This is a genomic window from Crossiella sp. SN42 (assembly GCF_023897065.1).
Classification (GTDB): Bacteria; Actinomycetota; Actinomycetes; order Mycobacteriales; family Pseudonocardiaceae; genus Crossiella.
The window spans coordinates 16,734-35,754 of record NZ_JAMHIV010000024.1; the positions used below are offsets into that span (position 1 = coordinate 16,734).

Genomic DNA, 19,021 nt, shown 5'->3' on the forward strand with positions numbered 1-19,021 from the left:
ATGGTAGTGCGACGTAGGCTGGCTCCTCGTGTCCAGCACCTCTGTACCGGCCCAGCCGAACCAGGTCGACCTCGCCCGCGGCGCGCAGCAGAATGCGGTCGTGGAGTTGCTGCGGATCGCACCGGTCGCCGACGAGCTCGCCCAGCGGTTCGCCGCGGCGGGTCACCGGTTGTACCTGGTCGGTGGCAGCGTCCGGGACGCGCTGCTGGGACGGCCGCTGACCGACCTCGACTTCACCACCGACGCGCGGCCGGAACAGGTGCGCGCGCTGCTCACCGGCTGGGCCGACGCGATCTGGGACACCGGCATCGCCTTCGGCACCCTCGGCGCGGTCAAGCGCGGGGCCACCGTGGAGATCACCACCTTTCGCGCGGACAGCTACGACCGGGTCGGGCGCAACCCCGAGGTGGTCTTCGGCGAGTCCATCGAGGCCGACCTGGTGCGCCGGGACTTCACCGTGAACGCGATGGCGGTGCGGCTGCCGGAGAAGGTCTTCGTGGACCCGCACGACGGCACGGCCGCGCTGCTCGCGCGGGTGCTGGACACCCCGGCCACGCCGGAGGAGTCCTTCGCCGACGACCCGCTGCGGATGCTGCGGGCCTGCCGGTTCGTCGCCCAGCTCGGCTTCGACGTGGCGCCGAGGGTGCTGACCGCGATGACCGAGATGGCCGGGCAGATCCAGCGGATCACCGCCGAGCGGGTGCAGGCCGAGCTGTCCAAGCTGCTCTGCGGCGCGCAGCCGAGGCGGGGGCTGGAGCTGCTGGTGAACACCGGGCTGGCCGAGCACGTGCTGCCGGAGGTGCCAGCCATGCGGCTGGCCATCGACGAGCACCACCAGCACAAGGACGTCTACCAGCACTCGCTGGTGGTGCTGGACCAGGCGATCGCGCTGGAGGAGCCGGGCAGCGAGCCGGACCTGGTGCTGCGGCTGGCCGCGCTGCTGCACGACATCGGCAAGCCGGACACCCGGCGGTTCGAGCCCGGCGGCGGGGTGAGCTTCCACCACCACGAGGTGGTCGGCGCGAAGATGGCCCGCAAGCGGCTGCGCGCGCTGAAATATTCCAAGGACATCATCGAGGACGTGGCCACGCTGGTCTACCTGCACCTGCGCTTCCACGGCTACGGCAAGGGCGAGTGGACCGACTCCGCGGTGCGCCGCTACGTCACCGACGCGGGCCCGCTGCTGTCCCGGCTGCACAAGCTGGTGCGCGCGGACTGCACCACCCGCAACAAGCGCAAGGCGGCCGCGCTGCAGCGCACCTACGACGACCTGGAGACCAGGATCGAGCGGATCGCGGCCGAGGAGGACCTGCGCCGGGTGCGGCCGGACCTGGACGGCAACGCGATCATGCAGCTGCTCGGGCTGCCGCCGGGTCCGCTGGTGGGCAAGGCGTGGACGTTCCTGAAGGAGCTGCGGCTGGACCGCGGTCCGCTCGCGCCCGAAGAGGCAGAGGCGGAGCTGCTCGCTTGGGCAAGGGAGCAGGGCATCCAGCCACCTGATCGGGGCTAGTTTCTGCCGGTTCGGTTGCCTTTTCGCTACGTTCGGTAGCGAAAGGGGGCACGAATGAACATCCTCGGCAAAACCCTGTTTGGGCTGGTCACGGCCGGTCTGGTGGTCTCGGCGTGCAGTGCGCCACCGCCTCGGGAGACGGTCACGGTGACCCAGACCCAGCCGACGGCAAATCCGTCGCCAACCTCGGAGACCCGGGGTAAGACGGTGAAGGTGCCGAACGTGGTCGGCATGGTGCACCAGCAGGCTCAGGACACCATGCAGGCCGCCGGCCTGCGGAATCTCGCGGAAGAGGACGCCACGGGCAAGGGGCGGCTGCTGCTCAACGACCGGAACTGGAAGGTCGTGAGTCAGGAACCTGCCGCGGGCACCGTGGTCGAGCTGGACCGGAGGATCCTGTTGAAGTCCAAGAAGGACGGCGACAGATAACGCGATCAGCGGTTAGCGGGACGACAGCGGGATCGGTCACCATGTGTGGTGGAGGGAACTCGTTACTCAGGGGCATGGGGGTGCACCGTGTACAGGGTGTTGGTGAGTGCGGACGACCTGATAGTGGGGTTCGGGTTGCGGAGCATGGTGTCCGCGGGGGCGGACCTGGCTCTGGTCGATGAGGGGGATCGGGCCGACGTGGTGCTGGCCGACCTGCCGGACCTGTCCGAGTGGCGGCTGACCAAACTGGCCAGGCTGACCACCAGGACGCCGGTGGTGGCACTGCTCGGGGTGGACCGGGCGCACCAGGCGATCGGCCTGCTGCGCCAGGGCTTCCAGGGCGTGCTCTTCCACGAGACCTACACCCCGGAGAGCCTGGCCTCGGCAGCCCGTGCCGCGGCCGAGGGCAACCGGGTGCTCGACCCGCTGCTGGCCGTGCCGTCGGTGCCCGGCCCGCGTCAGGCCGAGCCGGCGCGACCGCTGCGGCTGGCCTGCGCCTGACCTCGGCGCTCGACCAGCAGGTAGCAGACCGTGCCGATCAGGTAGACCAGGACGACGCCGAGCATCACGCCGGTGGAGTGGCCGTCGGCGGGCACCAGCAAGGCCACGGTGCCCGCCGAGACCACCATGCTGACGTTGAACAACGTGTCGTAGAGGGCGAAGACGCGGCCCCGGGTCTCATCGCCGACATCGCGCTGCGCGGCCGCGTCCACGCACAGCTTCACCACCTGGCCAGCGCCGATGATCATGAACGAGGACAGCAGCAGCGCGGGCAGCGACAGGGTCAGGGTGAGCACCAGCTGGGTCAGCGCGGCCAGCACCAGCGAGCCGGTGATGGTGGCCCTGCGGCCGATCTTGGCCACCAGCGGCGGGGTGATGAAGGCCGCGGCCAGGATGCTCGCGCCGCCTGCCACCGCGACCACGCCGACCCCGCCCATGCCGGAGGGCAGCCAGCCCACGTCGTGGAAGGAGTTGCGCAGCAGCAGCACGCCGAGCAGCACCAGCGCGCCGTAGGCCAGCCGGTGCGCGATGAGCGCGACGAACCCGGCGGCCACACTGGGCGTGTTCGCCGCCGACCTGGCGCCGTCCATCAGCCCGTGCGCCACCGCGACCAGCGCCTTGGCCGGTTCGTTGACCTCGTCCGGGCCGAGCTGGCCGCGCCGGAAGCCGAGCATGGCCAGTGCCGCCGCGATCGAGCCGGCCACCGCGATCGCGGTGACCGTGCCGGAGCCGGCGTCGCCCGCGCCGAGCAGCGCGCGCAGGCCGATCGCGCAGCCCGCGCCGACCACCGCCATGCCCGCGCCGAGGGTGGCGGCCACCGCGTTCGCCTCGACCAGGTCCTCCCTGGGCACCAGGTGCGGCAGCGAGGCGGACAGCCCGGCCAGCACGAACCGGCTCACGCCGAGGGTGAGCAGCGCGGCCACGTAGAGCGCGGGCCCGGTCAGCCCGCCGAAGACGGCCAGCGCGGTGGTCAGCACCAGCACCCCGCGGATCACGTTGGACAGCACCAGCACCTGCCTGCGGTCCCAGCGGTCCAGCAGCGCGCCGGCGAACGGGCCGACCACCGAGTACGGCAGGAAGATCACCGCGAACCCGGCGGCCGCGGCCAGCGGGTCGGCCGCGCGCTCGGGGTTGAACAGCACCGCGCTGCCCAGCCCGGCCTGGAAGACGCCATCACCCCACTGGGCGGTCGCCTTGACCGCGAGCAGCCGGAAGAACCCGGGATTGGTCAGGAGATGGCGGAGTCCGACCCGAGCTTTGTGCGGGGTCTGGCCACGACCGGCCAGGCTGTCTTCGGCCGTCTGCACACACCCAGCGTACGGGTCCGGGTGCGCACGGCAGCACCCCGGACTACCTGGTCTTGACGGCGCGCGGTGCGGTGCGGCGAACGGCGCAGCGACGAGTGGGATCATGTGCACCGTGTCTTCCGACGCCGAAGTCGAGCCGGGGTCCCTGCTGGTGGCCACGCCAGGGCTGCTCGACCCCAACTTCCGTCGCACAGTGGTCTACATAATCGACCACCGCGACGAGGGCACGCTCGGCGTTGTGCTGAACCGGCCGAGCGAGGTCGCCGTGCACGACGTGTTACCTGGCTGGGCCCCGCACGCCAGCCGCCCGCCCGCGGTGTTCGTGGGCGGTCCGGTGGAGCAGAAGACCGCGTTGTGCCTGGCCAACCTCAAGGCGGGCGAGGACATCGAGACCATGGACGGCGTGATCGGCGTGCGCGGCCCGGTGGCCCTGGTCGACCTGGACTCCGACCCGGACGAGCTGGCGCCGCGGATGCGCGGGCTGCGGGTCTTCGCCGGGTACTCCGGCTGGAGCGAGGGGCAGCTCGACGACGAGATCGAGCGCGGCGACTGGCTGGTGGTGCCCGCGCTGCCGGATGACGTGCTCACCCCGCCGAGGGTGGACCTGTGGGGCCGGGTGCTGCGCCGTCAGGGCATGCCGCTCTCGCTGCTGGCCACGCACCCGGTGGACATCAAGCGGAACTAGCGCCCAGCTTCGCGCAGATCCCGCCGCAGCAGCCGCCGCAGCCCTTGGCGGCGGGCTCGGGGTCGGGCAGGGCGTCGGCCGCGCGGTGCCCCAGCATGCCGCCGGCCGCGGTGATCAGCACCGCGCCCAGGCCGCCGAGGATGAGCAGGGTCAGGTACAGCCCGGCCTCGGTCAGCGGCGCGGTGACCACGCCGGTCAGCGCGAGCAGCAACCCGGAGACCAGGACCGGCAGCCCGGCCACCTTGTTGGCCAGCGCGAAGGCCTCGTCGCTGCGCATCGCGCGGGCGGTGCGCACGCCGGCGTAGGCGTTGCGGGGCAGGGTGCCGCGCAGGCCGCGCAGCCCGATCACGGCCAGCGCGATCCCGGCGATGACGAGCAGGAAGGTCACGCTGATCCGTGGCACGATGGCGATGACTGCGAGCTGCTGCACCCCTTGAGGGTAAGCGCCGTGATTCCGCGACTCGCCCGCTACCTTCCCGTCACCGTTGTGAGGTGTGCTGCACCCATGTCTGTACGTCTCTGCGCCGCAGGTGCGCTCACCGGAGTCCTGGTGCTCGCCCTCGCCGCGCCCGCCACGGCCGAACCCGCAGGTCAGCGCGTTCGTCTGGTCTCAGAGCAGATCATCGGGAAGATCACCTTCCAGGGCACGACGGTGGGCGGCCTCTCCGGCCTCGACTACGACCGGCGCACCGGGGAGTGGGTGCTGATCTGCGACGACCGCTCCGACCGGCAGCCGGTCCGCTACTACACCGCGCGCAGGGGCGAGCAGGGCTTCGAGCTGACCGGCACCAAGCCGCTGCTGCGCCCGGACGGCTCGACCTACCCGAAGCTGTCCCTGGACACCCCCGACCCCGAGGAGATCCGGGTCGACCCGCTGACCGGGGACCTGTGGTGGACCAGCGAGGGCGACCGGCTGCCGCCGCTGGTGATCGACCCGGCCATCCGCCGGGCGCACCGGGACGGCTCCTTCGCCGGTGAGCTGCCGCTGCCGGCCAACCTGCGGATGTCCACCGACGAGCGCGGGCCGCGGCGCAACGAGGTGCTGGAGGGGCTGGCCTTCGCCGCGGGCGGGCGGCTCGTGGTCTCCACCGTGGAGGGGCCGCTGATCCAGGACGGGCCCTCCCCCACCCCGGCCGCGGGCGCGCTGGGCCGGATCTCGGTGCAGACCAGGTCGGGGCAGCTGCTCGCGCAGTACGCCTACCCGATGGAGAAGGTCTTCGCCGAGCCGGTGCCAGCCGGGGCCTTCGCCAACAACGGCGTGGTGGCGATCCTGCCGGTCACCGAGCAGGACCCGCACCGGTTCCTGGTGATGGAGCGCTCCTTCGTCACCGGGGTGGGCAACAAGGTGCGGATCTACGAGATCACCACTGCGGGAGCCTCCAACGTCAAGAATGTGGACTCGCTGGCAGGCGCGGAGATCCGCCCGGTGCGCAAGAAGCTGCTCGCCGACCTCGGCACCCTTGGTCTGTCCACTGTGGACAATGTGGAGGGGATGACCTGGGGTCCCCGGCTGCCCTCGGGCGAGCGCAGCCTGGTGCTGGTCAGTGACGACAACTTCTCCGCGACGCAGGTCAGCCAGATAATCACTCTCGCGGTGCGCTAACCTGGTGGATGTGAGCACGGCCCACCTGCTTCTTAGCCAGCCGCGCTGACCGGTTCCCGGTTCGCGCGGCAACCCCTCATGCCCTCCATGGGCTGAGGGGTTTTTGGTTGTCAGGGGCAGGCAAACACGACAGGACATGACATGAGCACGGACCAGGACGCCGTTCCGGCGCACCGCTACACCGCAGCCATGGCCGGCGAGATCGAGCGCCGCTGGCAGGACCGCTGGGAGTCCAGCGGCACCTTCCACGCCCCGAACCCGGCCGGATCGCTCGCGGGTGACGGCGAGGTGCCCGCGGACAAGCTGTTCGTGCAGGACATGTTCCCCTACCCGTCCGGGGCCGGGCTGCACGTCGGGCACCCGCTGGGCTTCATCGGCACCGACGTCTTCGCCCGGTACTACCGGATGACCGGGCGCAACGTGCTGCACACGATGGGCTTCGACGCCTTCGGTCTGCCCGCCGAGCAGTACGCGGTGCAGACCGGGCAGCACCCGCGCAAGACCACCGAGGAGAACATCAACACCTACCTGCGGCAGATCCGCAGGCTGGGGCTGGGCCACGACGAGCGGCGGCGGATCTCCACCATCGACCCCGGCTACTACCGGTGGACCCAGTGGATCTTCCTGAAGATCTACAACTCCTTCTACGACACCGCGCTGGGCAAGGCGCGGCCGATCGCCGAGCTGGAGGCCGAGTACGCCGAGGGCACCCGGCCCACCCCGGACGGCCGTGGCTGGGCCGAGCTGACCGTGGCCGAGCGGGCGAAGATCATCGACTCGCAGCGGCTGGCCTACCTGTCCGAGGCGCCGGTGAACTGGTGTCCCGGTCTGGGCACGGTGCTGGCCAACGAGGAGGTCACCGCGGACGGCCGCAGCGAGCGCGGCAACTTCCCGGTGTTCCGCCGCAGCCTGCGCCAGTGGATGATGCGGATCACCGCCTACGCCGACCGCCTGGTCGACGACCTGGACCGGCTGGACTGGCCGGAGAAGATCAAGTCGATGCAGCGCAACTGGATCGGGCGCTCGCACGGCGCCAGGGTCCGCTTCGCCGTCGGCGAGCAGCAGATCGAGGTCTTCACCACCCGCCCGGACACCCTGTTCGGCGCCACCTACATGGTGCTGGCCCCGGAACACCCGCTGGTGGACGTCATCTCGGCGGCCGAGTGGCCTGCCGATGTGGACCAGCGCTGGACCGCGGGCGCGGCCACCCCCGGCGAGGCGATCGAGGCCTACCGGGTGGCCGCCTCCCGCAAGTCCGAGCTGGACCGGCAGGAGAACAAGGACAAGACCGGCGTGTTCACCGGCGCGTACGCGGTGAACCCGGTCAACGGCAAGCAGATCCCGGTGTTCATCGCCGACTACGTGCTGATGGGCTACGGCACCGGCGCGATCATGGCGGTGCCCGGCCAGGACAGCCGCGACTGGGACTTCGCCACCGCCTTCGGCCTGCCGATCATCCGCACCGTGCAGCCGGGCGAGGGCCACCAGGACGGTCCGTACCTGGGCGACGGACCGGCGATCAACTCCGAGTTCCTGGACGGCATGGCCGTCGACGAGGCGAAGAAGACGATCATCGAGTGGCTGCAGGAGCGCGGCGCCGGTGAGGGCACCGTGCAGTACAAGCTGCGCGACTGGCTGTTCTCCCGGCAGCGCTACTGGGGCGAGCCGTTCCCGGTGGTCTACGACGAGGCCGGCCGGGTGCACGCGCTGCCGGAGTCGATGCTGCCGGTGGAGCTGCCCGAGGTCGACGACTACTCGCCGCGGACCTTCGATCCCAACGACGCCAACACCGAGCCCTCCCCGCCGCTGTCCCGCGCCACCGAGTGGACCACGGTCGAGCTGGACCTGGGCGACGGCCTGAAGAAGTACCGCAGGGACACCAACACCATGCCCAACTGGGCGGGTTCCTGCTGGTACCAGCTGCGGTACGTGGACCCGGACAACAGCGAGCGGTTCGTCGACCCGGCCAACGAGCGCTACTGGCTGGGCCCGCGCACCGAGCAGCACGGCGCCACCGACCCCGGCGGCGTTGACCTGTACATCGGCGGCGTGGAGCACGCGGTGCTGCACCTGCTGTACTCCCGGTTCTGGCAGAAGGTGCTCTTCGACCTGGGCGAGGTCAGCTCGGACGAGCCGTACCGCAAGCTGTTCAACCAGGGCTACATCCAGGCCTACGCCTTCACCGACGCCCGCGGCGCGTACGTGCCCGCGCACGAGGTGGAGGAGGTGGACGGCAAGTTCTTCTGGCAGGGCCAGGAAGTCAGCCGCGAGTACGGCAAGATGGGCAAGAGCCTGAAGAACGTGGTCACCCCGGATGAGATGTGCGACAACTACGGGGCGGACACCTTCCGGCTGTACGAGATGTCCATGGGCCCGCTGGAGGTCTCCCGCCCCTGGGCGACCAAGGACGTGGTCGGCGCCCAGCGCTTCCTGCAGCGCCTGTGGCGCAACCTGGTCGACGAGGTCACCGGCGAGCTGCGGGTCACCGCGGACACCCCGGACGAGACCACGCTGCGGCTGCTGCACAAGACCATCGCCGGCGTCCGCGAGGACTACGCGGCCATGCGCTACAACACCGCCGCGGCCAAGCTGATCGAGCTGAACAACCACCTGACCAAGGCCTACAGCACCGAAGCGGGCACCCCGCGCGCGGTGGCCGAGCCGCTGGTCCTGATGCTGGCCCCGCTGTGCCCGCACCTGGCCGAGGAACTGTGGTCCCGCCTGGGCCAGGAAACCTCCCTGGCACACGGCCCGTTCCCGGTCGCCGAGGAGCGCTACCTGGTCGAGGACAGCATCGAGTACCCGGTGCAGGTCAACGGCAAGCTGCGGTCCAAGGTCGTGGTGCCCGCCTCGGCCGGCCAGGACGAGATCAAGGCCGCGGTGCTGGCCGATGAGAAGGTGGTCGCGCTGCTGGACGGCGGCTCCCCGCGCAAGGTGATCGTGGTGCCGGGCCGGCTGGTCAACCTGGTCGTGTGATCGGTGTCGGTACGGCGCAGTAGCCTGCCCGCATGACGTGGACGTGGGACAGATTCGTGGGTGGTGAAGACCCACGAATCTTCCACTTCACCCATATCGACAACCTTGCGGCGGTTCTCGGTTCAGGAGCTCTTGTCGCCGATTGCTCGATGCGTGCGGCAGGCACGCGCTGTTCGGAAACCGGGAATCCGGACATCAAGAAACGCAGAAGGTCCCGGATGGTTCCAGTGCATCCGGGTGGCGTGGTCGGTGACTACGTTCCCTTTTATTTCGCGCCACGCTCGCCGATGTTGTTCAAAGTGGCGAGGAAGAATTTCGCTCAAGGTCGCCGAGTGCAAGACGAGCTGATCTACTTGATTAGCCGCACATCCAAGGTCGATGCCGTTCGGCCCATCGTGTGTTCGGATCGCAATGCTGCCGCCAGCCTTGTCGATTTTCGGTCGGGAACGGCCGACCTGGGGCGGTTTGTCGACTGGGACCTCATGCGAAGTGCGATGTGGAACGACACGGACGACGACCCTGACCGTCGCCAGCGCCGGATGGCGGAGTTGCTCGTACACGAAAGTGTGCCGCTCGAGTGCCTGACGGGGATCGGCGTGCGTGACGCCACTGTCGCGGACCGCGCTATTCAGTGCCTGGCTGGCACAGCACTGGCGCGTCTTGAGGTGCGTGTGTTAACTGACTGGTACTTCGACGAACGGGGGTGGCAGCCATGATCACATTCGCGTCCGGAAACCTGCTGAAGCAGGACGTCGAAGCCATGGTGAACCCGGTGAACTGCGTCGGAGTGCTGGGCAAGGGACTGGCCCTGCAATTCAAGCGGGCCTTCCCGGAGATCGTGGTGCCGTACGAGGAAGCTTGCAGATCAGGCGAGCTTCGTCCTGGTGTGGTGCACGTGGTCGACCTGGGCGAGGGGAACACGCCGCGCTGGATTGTGAACGTTCCGACGAAGCGGCACTGGCGTAATCCAAGTCGACTGGATGACGTGGAGTCGGGTGCGGCGGAGCTTGCCGCGACCATTCAGCGGCTGGGAATCCGTTCGATCGCAGTCCCGCCGCTGGGATGCGGCAATGGTGGACTTCCCTGGGAGCCGGTCCGCGCTCTCCTGCTTCGTCATCTGGAAGACCTGACTGATGTTCAAGTGCGTATATTTCCTCCTGAGGGCGCTCCTCCGCCCGAGCAAATGCTCAACCGCACTAGTGCTCCCGATCTGACTGAGGATTCCGCAAATCTGCTGGCTTTGCTGGCCGAATTTTTGAGACGCGCCTCGCCGTTCCGGATTGAAGAGCGTTCCGACACGCTTGCCAGGATTGAAATTCAAAAGCTCTCCTACTTCGCTCAGGTTCGCGGTGGCCTGATCAAGAAGAATTTCGGCAGAGGGCACTATGGTCCGTACTCGCATGAGCTGGAGCGAGAGCTGAGGAGCTGGGAGGGACACTTCCTGCTCGGCTACGGCGATGGCACGGACAAGGTGCTCGAACTGCGCCCGATCAGGTTGTTGCCGGATGCGGTACGCGCTGCGGATGAGTTGGTGGGCGCGGAACACCGCGAGCCCATGGGTCATGTCCTCGATCTCGTCGAGGGCTGGGAGAACACTTACGAGCTCGAGCTCTTGGCCACCACGTTGTTCGTGCACGAGGAAGGGACGGCCGCCGACCCGGCTGCCGCGCACGCGGTGATAGACGACTGGAAGAAGACGCCCGAGAGGTTGTTCACTGCTCGGCACATCCGGCTTGCCTGGGAGCACCTGGTGCGGATGGGCTGGATCGGCGAGCGATCACCGGCCAACGCTTGAGCTGGGGCTACGACGGCTCCGGCAGGCCGACCTCCCTGGCCAGTTCGGCGATCATCGACTCGAACAGCGTCTCGGCGTTGTTCAGTGCGAACGGGAAGCGGCCGAAGACCTCCAGTGCGACGTGGCCGTAGAGGCGGACCCAGCACTGGAGCATCAGGTAGACCGTGGACAGGCCGAGGCGGTCGGCGGTGAGCTCGATGCCGGTGTCGGCCAAGGACTTCAGCAGGTCGTCGCGGTAGCCGCGGAGGTCTTCCTCCAGTGCGGCCGGGACCTCGCCGGTGCCCGCGGCGAGCTCCTGGTTCTCCGCGAGCAGTTTTCCGGCCACGCCCAGGAAGACCCGGCCGAACATGTCCTCGCCCAGGGTCTTGCGGCCGCCGCGGGAGCTGTTGTTGACCTCGACCTCTGGCGAGGCGAAGACCAGGGTGAACTCCTGCGGGTGGTCCAGGGCCCAGCGGCGGAAAGAACGGAAGACGGTGAACACCTGGCCGAGGAGGTCGCCGTCGCCGACCGCGGCCAGCTTGGGCTGGAGCTCCTCGGCCATGGACACGCAGACGTCCTCGCAGAGCTGGCGGAGCAGGTCCTCGCGGGAGTTGTAGTAGCGGTAGAGCGCCGGTGCGGTGATGCCCAGGTCGCGGGCGATGGCGCGCAGGGTCACCGCGTCGCGGCCGTTCTCCACGAGTAGGCGACGGGCCGCCGCACGGATATCACGCTCGGTGTGAGCGCGTAGCCGTTCTCGACGGGTGGCCTCCGTCATACTTCACCCCTTCGGGTTGTAAACACCGTTCACTCTCGCCTATGGTCACCGACGGTAGGTGAACACCGTTTACTGACCTCGCGTTCACCAGCACGGTAGTCGCTGGCTACGCCACCGACCAGTTTCGCCGGAGGGCTGGATCATGTTCCTTTCCTGGGGATCGGTGGTGCATCGGCGCCGCTGGGTGGTGCTCGTCGCCGCCGCCTTGCTGACCGTCCTCGGCGGCGCCTGGGGCAGCGGTGTCTTCGACAAGCTCACCCAGGGTGGTTACGAGGACCCGGGCAGCCAGGCGATCACCGCGGTCAAGACCATGGACGCGGCCCTGGGCAGGCAGAGCGGCGACGTGGTGGTGATCTACGAGGCACCCAGCGGCAGCTCGATCGACGACCCGGCGCTCGGGCAGAAGATCACCGACAAGCTCAAGGCGCTGCCCAGCTCCGAGGTCAGCCGGGTGATGTCCTACTGGATGATCCCGGACCCGGCCGCGCGGGCCGCCTTCGCCGACGCCGAGCACAAGCGCGGCCTCGCGGTGATCACCATGACCGCGGGCGATGACTCCAACAAGATGCTGCGGTCCTACGAGAAGATCAAGGACCAGCTGGCCGTCGACGGGGTGACCAGCCAGGGCGGCGGGTTCGCGCCGACCGCGGCCGCGATCAACACCAGCTCCCAGAACGACCTGATCACCGCCGAGCTGGTGGCGGTGCCGATCACCCTGCTGCTGCTCGTGCTGATCTTCGGCGGCCTGGTCGCGGCCGCGCTGCCGGTGCTGGTGGGCGGCCTGTCCATCCTCGGCGCGCTGGGCGTGCTCAACGTGCTGACCAGCTTCGTCGAGGTGAACACCTTCGCGGTGAACGTGGCCAGCCTGCTCGGCCTTGGCATGGCCATCGACTACGGCCTGTTCATGGTCGGCCGGTTCCGCGAGGAGCTCGCCACCGGCCTCGAACCCGGCAAGGCGGTGCGCCGCACGGTGGCCACCGCGGGCCGCACGGTCGCCTTCTCCGCCACGCTGCTGATCATCGCGCTGGCCGGGCTGCTGCTGTTCCCGCAGGGCTTCCTGCGCTCGGTCAGCTACGGCGGCATGGCCGCGGTCGCGGTGGCCATGCTGGTCTCGCTGACCCTGCTGCCCGCCCTGCTCGCGGTGCTCGGCCGCCGGGTGGACTCGCTGGCCCTGCCCTGGCGCAAGCGTGCCGCGGCCAAGCCGGTGGAGGAGGAGGGCCGCGGCTGGCGCAAGCTGGGCCTGGCCGTGATGAAGCGCCCGGTGATCTTCGCGGTGCCGATCATCGCGGTGCTGGTGCTGCTCGGCACGCCGTTCCTGGGCGCCAGCTTCGGCGAGGTCACCGAGAAGGTGCTGCCCGCGGGCAACCCGGCGCGGGTCACCGCGGAGACGCTCAACCGGGACTTCCCCGCGCTGAGCAAGGACGCCGCGCAGATCGTGTTGCAGGGCAAGGACGGCAAGGCTCCCGACCAGGCCGCGGCGCAGCAGTTCGCCGGTGAGCTCGGCAAGGTCCCCGGCGTCACCAACGTGCAGCCGGCCGGCGCGGGCAAGGACGTCATCGCCTTCACCGCCAAGCTGCCTGGCGACGTGCTCAGCGACGAGGCCAAGAACGCGGTCAAGGAGATCCGGAACCTGACCCCGCCAGGGGACAGCAAGGTCCTGGTCGGCGGGATCAGCGCCAGGGTGCTGGACAGCCTGAACGCGATCACCGCCGGACTGCCCTGGATGATCCTGGTCATCGTGGGCGCCACCCTGGTGCTGATGTTCCTGGCCTTCGGCTCGGTGCTGCTGCCGATCAAGGCCGTGGTGATGAGCGCGCTCAGCCTCTCCGCCACCTTCGGCGTGCTGACCTGGGTGTTCCAGGACGGCCACGGCGCGGACCTGCTTAACGTCTCGCCAGGTCCGCTGGAGGCGGGCATCGTGGTGCTGATGGCGGCCGTGGTCTTCGGCCTGTCCACCGACTACGAGGTCTTCCTGATGTCCCGCATGGTCGAGGCCAAGAGCAAGGGCGCCAGCAACGAGGAGGCGGTGGCCACCGGCCTGGCCCGGACCGGCCGGGTGATCAGCTCGGCCGCGCTGCTGCTGATCGTGGTGACCGGCGCCTTCGCCTTCGCTGAGGTGACCATGATGCGCTTCGTCGGCGTCGGCATGATCCTGGCCCTGGCCCTGGACGCCACCGTGGTGCGCATGCTGCTGGTGCCCGCGGTGCTCAAGCTGATGGGCAACGCGGCCTGGTGGGCGCCCGGACCGCTGCGCAGGTTGCAGCAGCGGGTCGGCATCCACGAGGGCGAGGACGCCGAGGACAAGCCCAGGACCCGCGAGCCGCAGCCGGTCGGCTGAGCTCGGACGGCACCCCGGCCACGATTCACGTGAAACCGTGGCCGGGGTCCCCCTTCGGGTGAGCCTCGCGGTGGAACGGCTTTTCCGGGGTCGGCGGCCCCTAGGATTCCGGCGCTCCGCCCGCGCCGACTGTTCTGGAGATCGACTGTGAAACCCCGCCGGGTCCGCCTGGTCGCCGCCATCATCGTGTTCGCGCTGCTGCTGGTGCCGGTGATCGGCGTGCTGATGAGCTGCGCCCGTCCCGAGGACGGCAGGCCGCGCTCGCTCAGCGGCGCCGAGGCCGAACGGCTGGCCCTGGTGCGCTTCATCAACTACGAGTCGCGGACCGCCGCGGTGCGGGCCGCGGTGCCCAGCACCAGCGGGATCGTGGTGCTGGACGGGCGGATCGACTTCGTCTCGCACCTGGGCTACGCCGCGATGCGCACCGAGGGCCGCAACGACTCCGCCTCCGCCGGGCTGCTCCAGTGGAGTCCCGAGGTGCTGGCTTTCCGCGCGGGCGCCGGTCAGCTCGCGGTGGACCCGGTGCCCGGCAACGGCTGGCAGGTGCGGCCGATGCAGCGGGCCGGCAACGAGCTGGACACCGCGCTGACCCTGCTGGTCGACCTGGCCGCGGACCGGCCGGACAACGCCGAGCTGCTCCGGCAGAGCAGCGCCCGCTGGCTGCGCGCGGACCGGGTGGGCGAGGTGCCGGTGGACGTGTTCGAGGGGCCGCTGGAGCCGGGCAAGGACGCCAACGGGCGGCTGCGCTACTGGGTCGGCGGGGACGGGCGGCTGCACCGGCTGGAGGCCAAGACGGGGGCAGGCGAGACGCCCGCGATGATCGACCTGAAGCCGGGTGCGGCGCCGATCACACCCATTGCCGCGATCCGGGCTTGAACCTGACGCGACGTCAGCTCCTACCGTCATCGACGTGAACGGAGAGACCAAGCGGTGGAGCGTCGGGGAGCTGGCGCGGGCCACCGGACTGACCGTGCGCACGCTGCACCACTACGACCAGATCGGGCTGGTGCGGCCGAGTGAACGGACCTCGGCGGGCCACCGCAGGTACACCGCCGCTGACCTGCAGCGGCTGTACCGGGTGCGGGCGCTGCGCTCCTTCGGGCTGTCGCTGGAGGACGTGGGTGTCGCGCTGAGCGAGGCCGACCCCGATCCGGGGGTGCTGCGCGAGGTGCTGCACACCCAGCTCACCCAGCTCGACAACCAGGTGCGCGAGGCCCAGCGGCTGCGGGCCCAGGTGCGCTCGCTGCTGGCGAAGCTCGACGGCTCGGTCACTCCGGACGCCACCGAGTTCCTGCAAGCGTTGGAGACGATGACGATGATCGAGAGCTATTACACCCAGGAGCAGCTCGACCAGCTGGCCCGCCGCCGGGAGGAGTTCGGTGAGGAGGCCATCAAGGAGGTCGAGAACGAGTGGCCGCGGCTGTTCGCCGAGGTCGACGCCCTGATGGCGGAGGGCGCGGCGCCGACCGACGAGCGCGCGGTGCGCGTGGTCGAGCGGATGGACGAGCTGATCTTCGCCTTCCACGGCGGCGACGAGGGCATCAAGGCCGCGGTGGAGAAGATGTGGGCGGAGCAGCGCGAGCAGATGCGCGAGCAGCAGTGCGGTCCCTCCGACGAGGTGAACGCGTTCCTAGCCGCGGTGCGCGCGGCCAAGGGCTGAGTTGTGCACCGGTCCCCGGCAAGCTGTGGACAACTGGGGATCTGTTGTGGAGAAACCTGGCGACAGATTGCTCCTCGTGGGTGAAAATTGCGCCTCTGAGCTGCGGATATGAGTTATCCACAGCTCGGTCGCGGCCAGTTTGTAACGCGGTCTGAGTAGTCCTGCGGATTCACCAGGACGGGTTCAGGCCCCACCCTGTCGCACATGACCGCTCAACCGGTGTTGCGCGTGGCGCAGGAGCTTCGCGAGATGGGTCTGCGACTGCAGGCGCTGGAGACGGAGCTGCGCTCCGCGGTGGAGACGAGCACGGGACAGGCGCCGCCCGTGCCCACGCCACCGGCCACACCGGTCCCGACCAGGCAGTTCGAAGGACTGGACCCGGCCACGACAGGTCCGCAGCAGGGCTTCGCGCCCGCCGGGACGTCGCAGGGCTTCGTACCCGCCGGAGCGCAGCCGGGCTTCGCGCCTGCTGGAGCACCGCAAGGCTTCGCGCCCGCCGGGCCGCCGCCCGGGCACGTGCCCACCCACCGGCCGCCGGGGTTCGCCCCGCCGCCCGGCCACCCGCCGCAGTGGCAGCCGCCGCCTCCCCCACCTCCGGTGGACCCGGGCGCGCGGCAGCGCCGCAACAGCCGGATCGTCACCTGGGTCGGCGGCGGGGTCACCCTGCTCGGCCTGGTGTTGTTCCTGGTGCTGGCCGCCCAGCGGGGCTACTTCGGGCCGCTGCCCAGGGTGGCCGGCGGTGCGGTGCTGGGGCTGGCGCTGGTCGGGCTCGCGTTGCGCGCCTACGGCAGGCCCGGTGGGCGCACCACCGGGTACGCGCTGGCGGCCACCGGGTTCGCCGCGCTCTACCTGGACATCGTGGCGGCCACCTCGCTGCACGAGTTCCTGCCCGTGCACCTCGGACTGGTCGCCGGGCTGGCGGTGACCGCGACCGGGCTGTGGCTGGCGGTGCGCTGGGACGCCCAGCCGCTGGCCGTCGGGGTGGTGCTGGGCGCCGCGGTCAGCGCGCCGATGCTGACCATGGCCTTCACCCCGCTGCTGGTCGGCTTCCTGATGGTGCTCGCGCTGGCCGCCGCGCCGGTGCGGCTGATCAAGGACTGGTCCGGGCTCATCGCCGCGGCGACCCTGCCCGCGCTGCTCGGCGCGGTGCTGGCCGGGCTGCGCGCGATCCTCACCTCGGCTGAGCAGCACGCCACCATCGCGGTCAGCTTCGGCGCCGCGGTGCTGGCCATGCTGCTGGCCGCGGCGGCCGCCCGGCTGCGGCCCTCGGACCCGGTGCCGCTGGTCGTGCTGGCCTCGGCCGCGGTGCCGCCGCTGCTGTCCGCAGGCATCTTGGACCAGGTCGGGGCGAGCAGGGCCGCGCTCGGGCTGGCCGCGGTGGCCTTCGCCTTCGCCGCCGCCGGCAAGTGGCTGACCAGCAGGTTCGCCATCACGGCCGCTGCGGTCGGGCTGGTCGGCATATTCCAAGCGATCATGACCTACGCCGAGGGCGGCTCCAGGGGACTGACCCTGCTCGGCGCGGCGCTGGTGCTGGCCGGGCTGGCCTGGTGGCTGCGCAGCAGGCTGCCGCTGTTCGGCGCGCTCGGCTACGGGATCGCCGGGTTGTTCGCCGCGCTGATCACCACCGTGCCGGTGCGCCTGCTCTTCCGCGAGCCCACGGCGCTGGTCGAGGCGAGCGTTCCGGTGACCGGGCTGCTGCTGGCCGCGGTGGCGGTGGCGCTGCCGGTGGCCGCCTTCCGGACCGGGCTGCTGCGCGGACCGGCCGACAGCGCGGAGCGGGTGCTGTGGCTGATCGCCGCGGCGGTCGCGCTCTACGGCACCGCGCTGACCATCCTCGGCTCGGCGCTGCTCGCGCTGCCGGACCGGGACGGCTTCCTCACCGGGCACGTGCTGGTCACGCTCAGCTGGACCGCGGCCGCGCTGGTGCTGTTGCTGCGCGGCATCCGCTCGGCGCACCTGCGGGTCACCGGGATGGTGCTGCTGGGCATCGCGCTGGCCAAGCTGTTCCTGTTCGACCTGGCCACGCTGGACGGACTGGCCAGGGTGGCCGCGGTGCTCGGCGCCGGACTGGTGCTGCTGGTGGTCGGCACCCGGTACGCCCGGCTGGTGGCGGCGGTGAAGGAGGAGGCGAGCTAGAAGGGCACGCCGCAGCGGAGCAGGATGTTGGCGTACGGGCTGGCCTCGCCGGTCCGCACGACCAGCTTCACCCCGGCCACCCGGCGCTTGAACTCCTCGTGGTCCACCCGCTCCAGCTTGGTCAGCCGCTCGGTCACCGCCACCGCGCAGTCCGGGTTGCCGGCCTCCAGCTCGGTGGCCACCACCGCGCCCTCCACCACCAGCTCGTTCAGCAGCCCGTCCAGCACGTCCAGGAAACCGGGCACGCCGAAGGAGAAGGCCAGGTCGATCAGCTGCGGGCCGGCCGGGATGGGCAGGCCGCAGTCGGCCACCACCAGCTCGTCGGTGTGGCCGAGCCGGGCCAGCGCGGCACTCAGCTCGGCGTGCAGGATGCCGGTCCGCTTCACGCGCGCACCTCGCTCCTGGTCGGGTAGGAGGGCTGTGCGCCGGGGCGGGTCACCGAGATGGCCGCCGCGCGGACCGCGAAACCGGTCGCGGCCAGCAGCTCGTCGCCTGCGGAGAGCCGGGCGGCCAGCGCGCCGGCGAAGGCGTCGCCCGCGCCGGTGGTGTCCACCGGGCTGACCCTGGGCGCGGCCACCGTGCTCACGCAGTCCGGGGTGGCCACCACCGCGCCGCGGCCGCCGAGGGTCACCACCACCGAGCGCGGGCCGAGCGCGAGCAGCGCCTCGGCCAGGGCCGGGCCGTCCGCGCTGGTGGTCTCCGCGCCGAGCAGCCAGCCCGCTTCGTGCTCGTTGACGATCAGGGGGTCCAGCGCGGCCAGCGCGTCCGCGGTCAGCGGGCCGGGCGGGGACAGGTTCAGCACCGTGCGCACCCCGGCCGCGCGGGCCAGCTCGATGGCGCGCAGAGCGGCGGGCATCGGCACCTCCAGCGAGACCAGCACCACGGTGGAGATCGCGATCACCGAGGCGGCCCGGTCGATGTCCCCGGTGGTCAGCGTGCCGTTGGCGCCGGGTGAGACCACGATCGAGTTCTCCCCGTCCGGGGTGACCGTGATGTGCGCGATGCCGGTGGGCCGGTCGGGCGTGCGCACGTGTTCGGTGCGCACCCCGGCCGACCGCATCGACTCCAGCAGCAGCTGGCCGTGCTCGTCATCGCCGACCGCGCCGAGGAAGGCCACCCCGGCACCCAGCCTGGCGGCCGCGACCGCCTGGTTGGCGCCCTTGCCGCCGGGCGAGACCCGCAGGTCCGAGCCCAGCACCGTCTCACCGGCTGCTGGGCGGCGGTCCACCGTGGTCACCAGGTCCGCGTTCGCGGAACCGACGACGACGACATCGACAAGCACGGCCAGTTTCATTGTCGACCCTGACGAGCAGGTCTCCGTGATGTG

Annotated in this window: 17 protein-coding genes; 12 read left to right on the top strand and 5 right to left on the bottom strand. The window is 70.5% G+C overall.

Annotated features, from left to right (window positions below; genetic code table 11):
- The first annotated feature begins 28 nt into the window (after positions 1–28).
- The 3 genes from M8C13_RS27255 to M8C13_RS27265 all read left to right on the top strand — a co-directional run bounded on the left by M8C13_RS27255 (position 29) and on the right by M8C13_RS27265 (position 2,440).
- Entirely contained in the window at positions 29–1,510 is a 1,482-nt protein-coding gene (locus M8C13_RS27255) for a CCA tRNA nucleotidyltransferase (RefSeq protein WP_252483561.1), read from the top strand.
- Positions 1,511–1,564: 54 nt separating this feature from the next.
- Entirely contained in the window at positions 1,565–1,939 is a 375-nt protein-coding gene (locus M8C13_RS27260) for a PASTA domain-containing protein (RefSeq protein WP_252483562.1), read from the top strand.
- A 96-nt stretch (positions 1,940–2,035) separates the two neighbouring features.
- Complete coding sequence (locus tag M8C13_RS27265) at positions 2,036–2,440, top strand: hypothetical protein (protein ID WP_252483563.1); 405 nt, start codon at positions 2,036–2,038, stop codon at positions 2,438–2,440.
- Here M8C13_RS27265 and M8C13_RS27270 read toward each other — a convergent pair.
- On the bottom strand, positions 2,398–3,747 hold the full coding sequence (locus M8C13_RS27270; protein ID WP_252483564.1) for an MFS transporter: 1,350 nt from the start codon (positions 3,745–3,747) through the stop codon (positions 2,398–2,400). The two genes, M8C13_RS27265 and M8C13_RS27270, sit on opposite strands and share 43 nt — an antisense overlap.
- A gap of 103 nt (positions 3,748–3,850) precedes the next feature.
- Between M8C13_RS27270 and M8C13_RS27275 the strand changes: the two genes are divergently transcribed.
- Positions 3,851–4,432, top strand: coding sequence for a YqgE/AlgH family protein (locus M8C13_RS27275; RefSeq protein WP_252483565.1), 582 nt, complete (start codon positions 3,851–3,853; stop codon positions 4,430–4,432).
- Here M8C13_RS27275 and M8C13_RS27280 read toward each other — a convergent pair.
- The gene (locus M8C13_RS27280) at positions 4,419–4,862 is read right to left on the bottom strand and encodes an SdpI family protein (RefSeq protein ID WP_252483566.1); all 444 of its coding nucleotides are present in this window, start codon (positions 4,860–4,862) and stop codon (positions 4,419–4,421) included. The genes M8C13_RS27275 and M8C13_RS27280 overlap by 14 nt on opposite strands.
- Positions 4,863–4,937: 75 nt before the next feature.
- On the opposite strand from M8C13_RS27280, the gene M8C13_RS27285 reads away from it, so the two are divergent.
- The 4 genes from M8C13_RS27285 to M8C13_RS27300 all read left to right on the top strand — a co-directional run bounded on the left by M8C13_RS27285 (position 4,938) and on the right by M8C13_RS27300 (position 10,806).
- On the top strand, positions 4,938–6,035 hold the full coding sequence (locus M8C13_RS27285) for an esterase-like activity of phytase family protein (RefSeq protein WP_252483567.1): 1,098 nt from the start codon (positions 4,938–4,940) through the stop codon (positions 6,033–6,035).
- Positions 6,036–6,176: 141 nt separating this feature from the next.
- Positions 6,177–9,011 carry a leucine--tRNA ligase gene (gene leuS, locus M8C13_RS27290; protein WP_252483568.1) on the top strand — a complete coding sequence of 945 codons (2,835 nt, stop codon included), beginning with the start codon at positions 6,177–6,179 and terminating at the stop codon, positions 9,009–9,011.
- Positions 9,012–9,043: 32 nt separating this feature from the next.
- The gene (locus tag M8C13_RS27295) at positions 9,044–9,727 is read left to right on the top strand and encodes a DUF4433 domain-containing protein (RefSeq protein ID WP_252483569.1); all 684 of its coding nucleotides are present in this window, start codon (positions 9,044–9,046) and stop codon (positions 9,725–9,727) included.
- On the top strand, positions 9,724–10,806 hold the full coding sequence (locus tag M8C13_RS27300) for a macro domain-containing protein (protein WP_252483570.1): 1,083 nt from the start codon (positions 9,724–9,726) through the stop codon (positions 10,804–10,806). The genes M8C13_RS27295 and M8C13_RS27300 overlap by 4 nt, the downstream gene beginning before the upstream one ends.
- 7 nt (positions 10,807–10,813) lie before the next feature.
- Here M8C13_RS27300 and M8C13_RS27305 read toward each other — a convergent pair whose 3' ends face one another.
- Positions 10,814–11,560, bottom strand: coding sequence for a TetR/AcrR family transcriptional regulator (locus tag M8C13_RS27305; protein WP_252483571.1), 747 nt, complete (start codon positions 11,558–11,560; stop codon positions 10,814–10,816).
- A 166-nt stretch (positions 11,561–11,726) separates the two neighbouring features.
- Between M8C13_RS27305 and M8C13_RS27310 the strand changes: the two genes are divergently transcribed.
- The 4 genes from M8C13_RS27310 (at position 11,727) to M8C13_RS27325 (ending at position 17,694) form a co-directional block, all read left to right on the top strand.
- Positions 11,727–13,898 carry an MMPL family transporter gene (locus M8C13_RS27310; protein WP_252483572.1) on the top strand — a complete coding sequence of 724 codons (2,172 nt, stop codon included), beginning with the start codon at positions 11,727–11,729 and terminating at the stop codon, positions 13,896–13,898.
- Positions 13,899–14,045: 147 nt separating this feature from the next.
- Positions 14,046–14,774, top strand: coding sequence for a hypothetical protein (locus M8C13_RS27315; RefSeq protein ID WP_252483573.1), 729 nt, complete (start codon positions 14,046–14,048; stop codon positions 14,772–14,774).
- A 34-nt stretch (positions 14,775–14,808) separates the two neighbouring features.
- Positions 14,809–15,558 (top strand): MerR family transcriptional regulator, encoded by a 750-nt coding sequence (locus M8C13_RS27320; protein ID WP_252483574.1) that lies wholly within the window; start codon positions 14,809–14,811, stop codon positions 15,556–15,558.
- 204 nt (positions 15,559–15,762) lie between these two features.
- On the top strand, positions 15,763–17,694 hold the full coding sequence (locus tag M8C13_RS27325) for a DUF2339 domain-containing protein (RefSeq protein WP_252483575.1): 1,932 nt from the start codon (positions 15,763–15,765) through the stop codon (positions 17,692–17,694).
- Here the strand turns inward: M8C13_RS27325 and rbsD are convergent.
- Both rbsD and rbsK read right to left on the bottom strand, forming a co-directional pair.
- A complete protein-coding gene (gene rbsD, locus M8C13_RS27330; RefSeq protein ID WP_252483576.1) occupies positions 17,691–18,080 on the bottom strand; it encodes a D-ribose pyranase in 390 nt (129 codons plus the stop codon). The genes M8C13_RS27325 and rbsD overlap by 4 nt on opposite strands.
- Positions 18,077–18,988, bottom strand: coding sequence for a ribokinase (rbsK, locus tag M8C13_RS27335; RefSeq protein WP_252483577.1), 912 nt, complete (start codon positions 18,986–18,988; stop codon positions 18,077–18,079). Before rbsK ends, rbsD begins: the two co-directional genes overlap by 4 nt.
- Positions 18,989–19,021: the final 33 nt, after the last annotated feature.

Coding starts and splice junctions, on each gene's coding strand:
- M8C13_RS27300 (WP_252483570.1), top strand. CDS start 9,724: ATGATCACATTCGCGTCCGGAAACCTGCTGAAGCAGGACGTCGAAGCC.
- M8C13_RS27275 (WP_252483565.1), top strand. CDS start 3,851: ATGTGCACCGTGTCTTCCGACGCCGAAGTCGAGCCGGGGTCCCTGCTG.
- rbsK (WP_252483577.1), bottom strand. CDS start 18,988: ATGAAACTGGCCGTGCTTGTCGATGTCGTCGTCGTCGGTTCCGCGAAC.
- M8C13_RS27325 (WP_252483575.1), top strand. CDS start 15,763: ATGACCGCTCAACCGGTGTTGCGCGTGGCGCAGGAGCTTCGCGAGATG.
- leuS (WP_252483568.1), top strand. CDS start 6,177: ATGAGCACGGACCAGGACGCCGTTCCGGCGCACCGCTACACCGCAGCC.
- M8C13_RS27285 (WP_252483567.1), top strand. CDS start 4,938: ATGTCTGTACGTCTCTGCGCCGCAGGTGCGCTCACCGGAGTCCTGGTG.
- M8C13_RS27295 (WP_252483569.1), top strand. CDS start 9,044: ATGACGTGGACGTGGGACAGATTCGTGGGTGGTGAAGACCCACGAATC.
- M8C13_RS27260 (WP_252483562.1), top strand. CDS start 1,565: ATGAACATCCTCGGCAAAACCCTGTTTGGGCTGGTCACGGCCGGTCTG.
- M8C13_RS27305 (WP_252483571.1), bottom strand. CDS start 11,560: ATGACGGAGGCCACCCGTCGAGAACGGCTACGCGCTCACACCGAGCGT.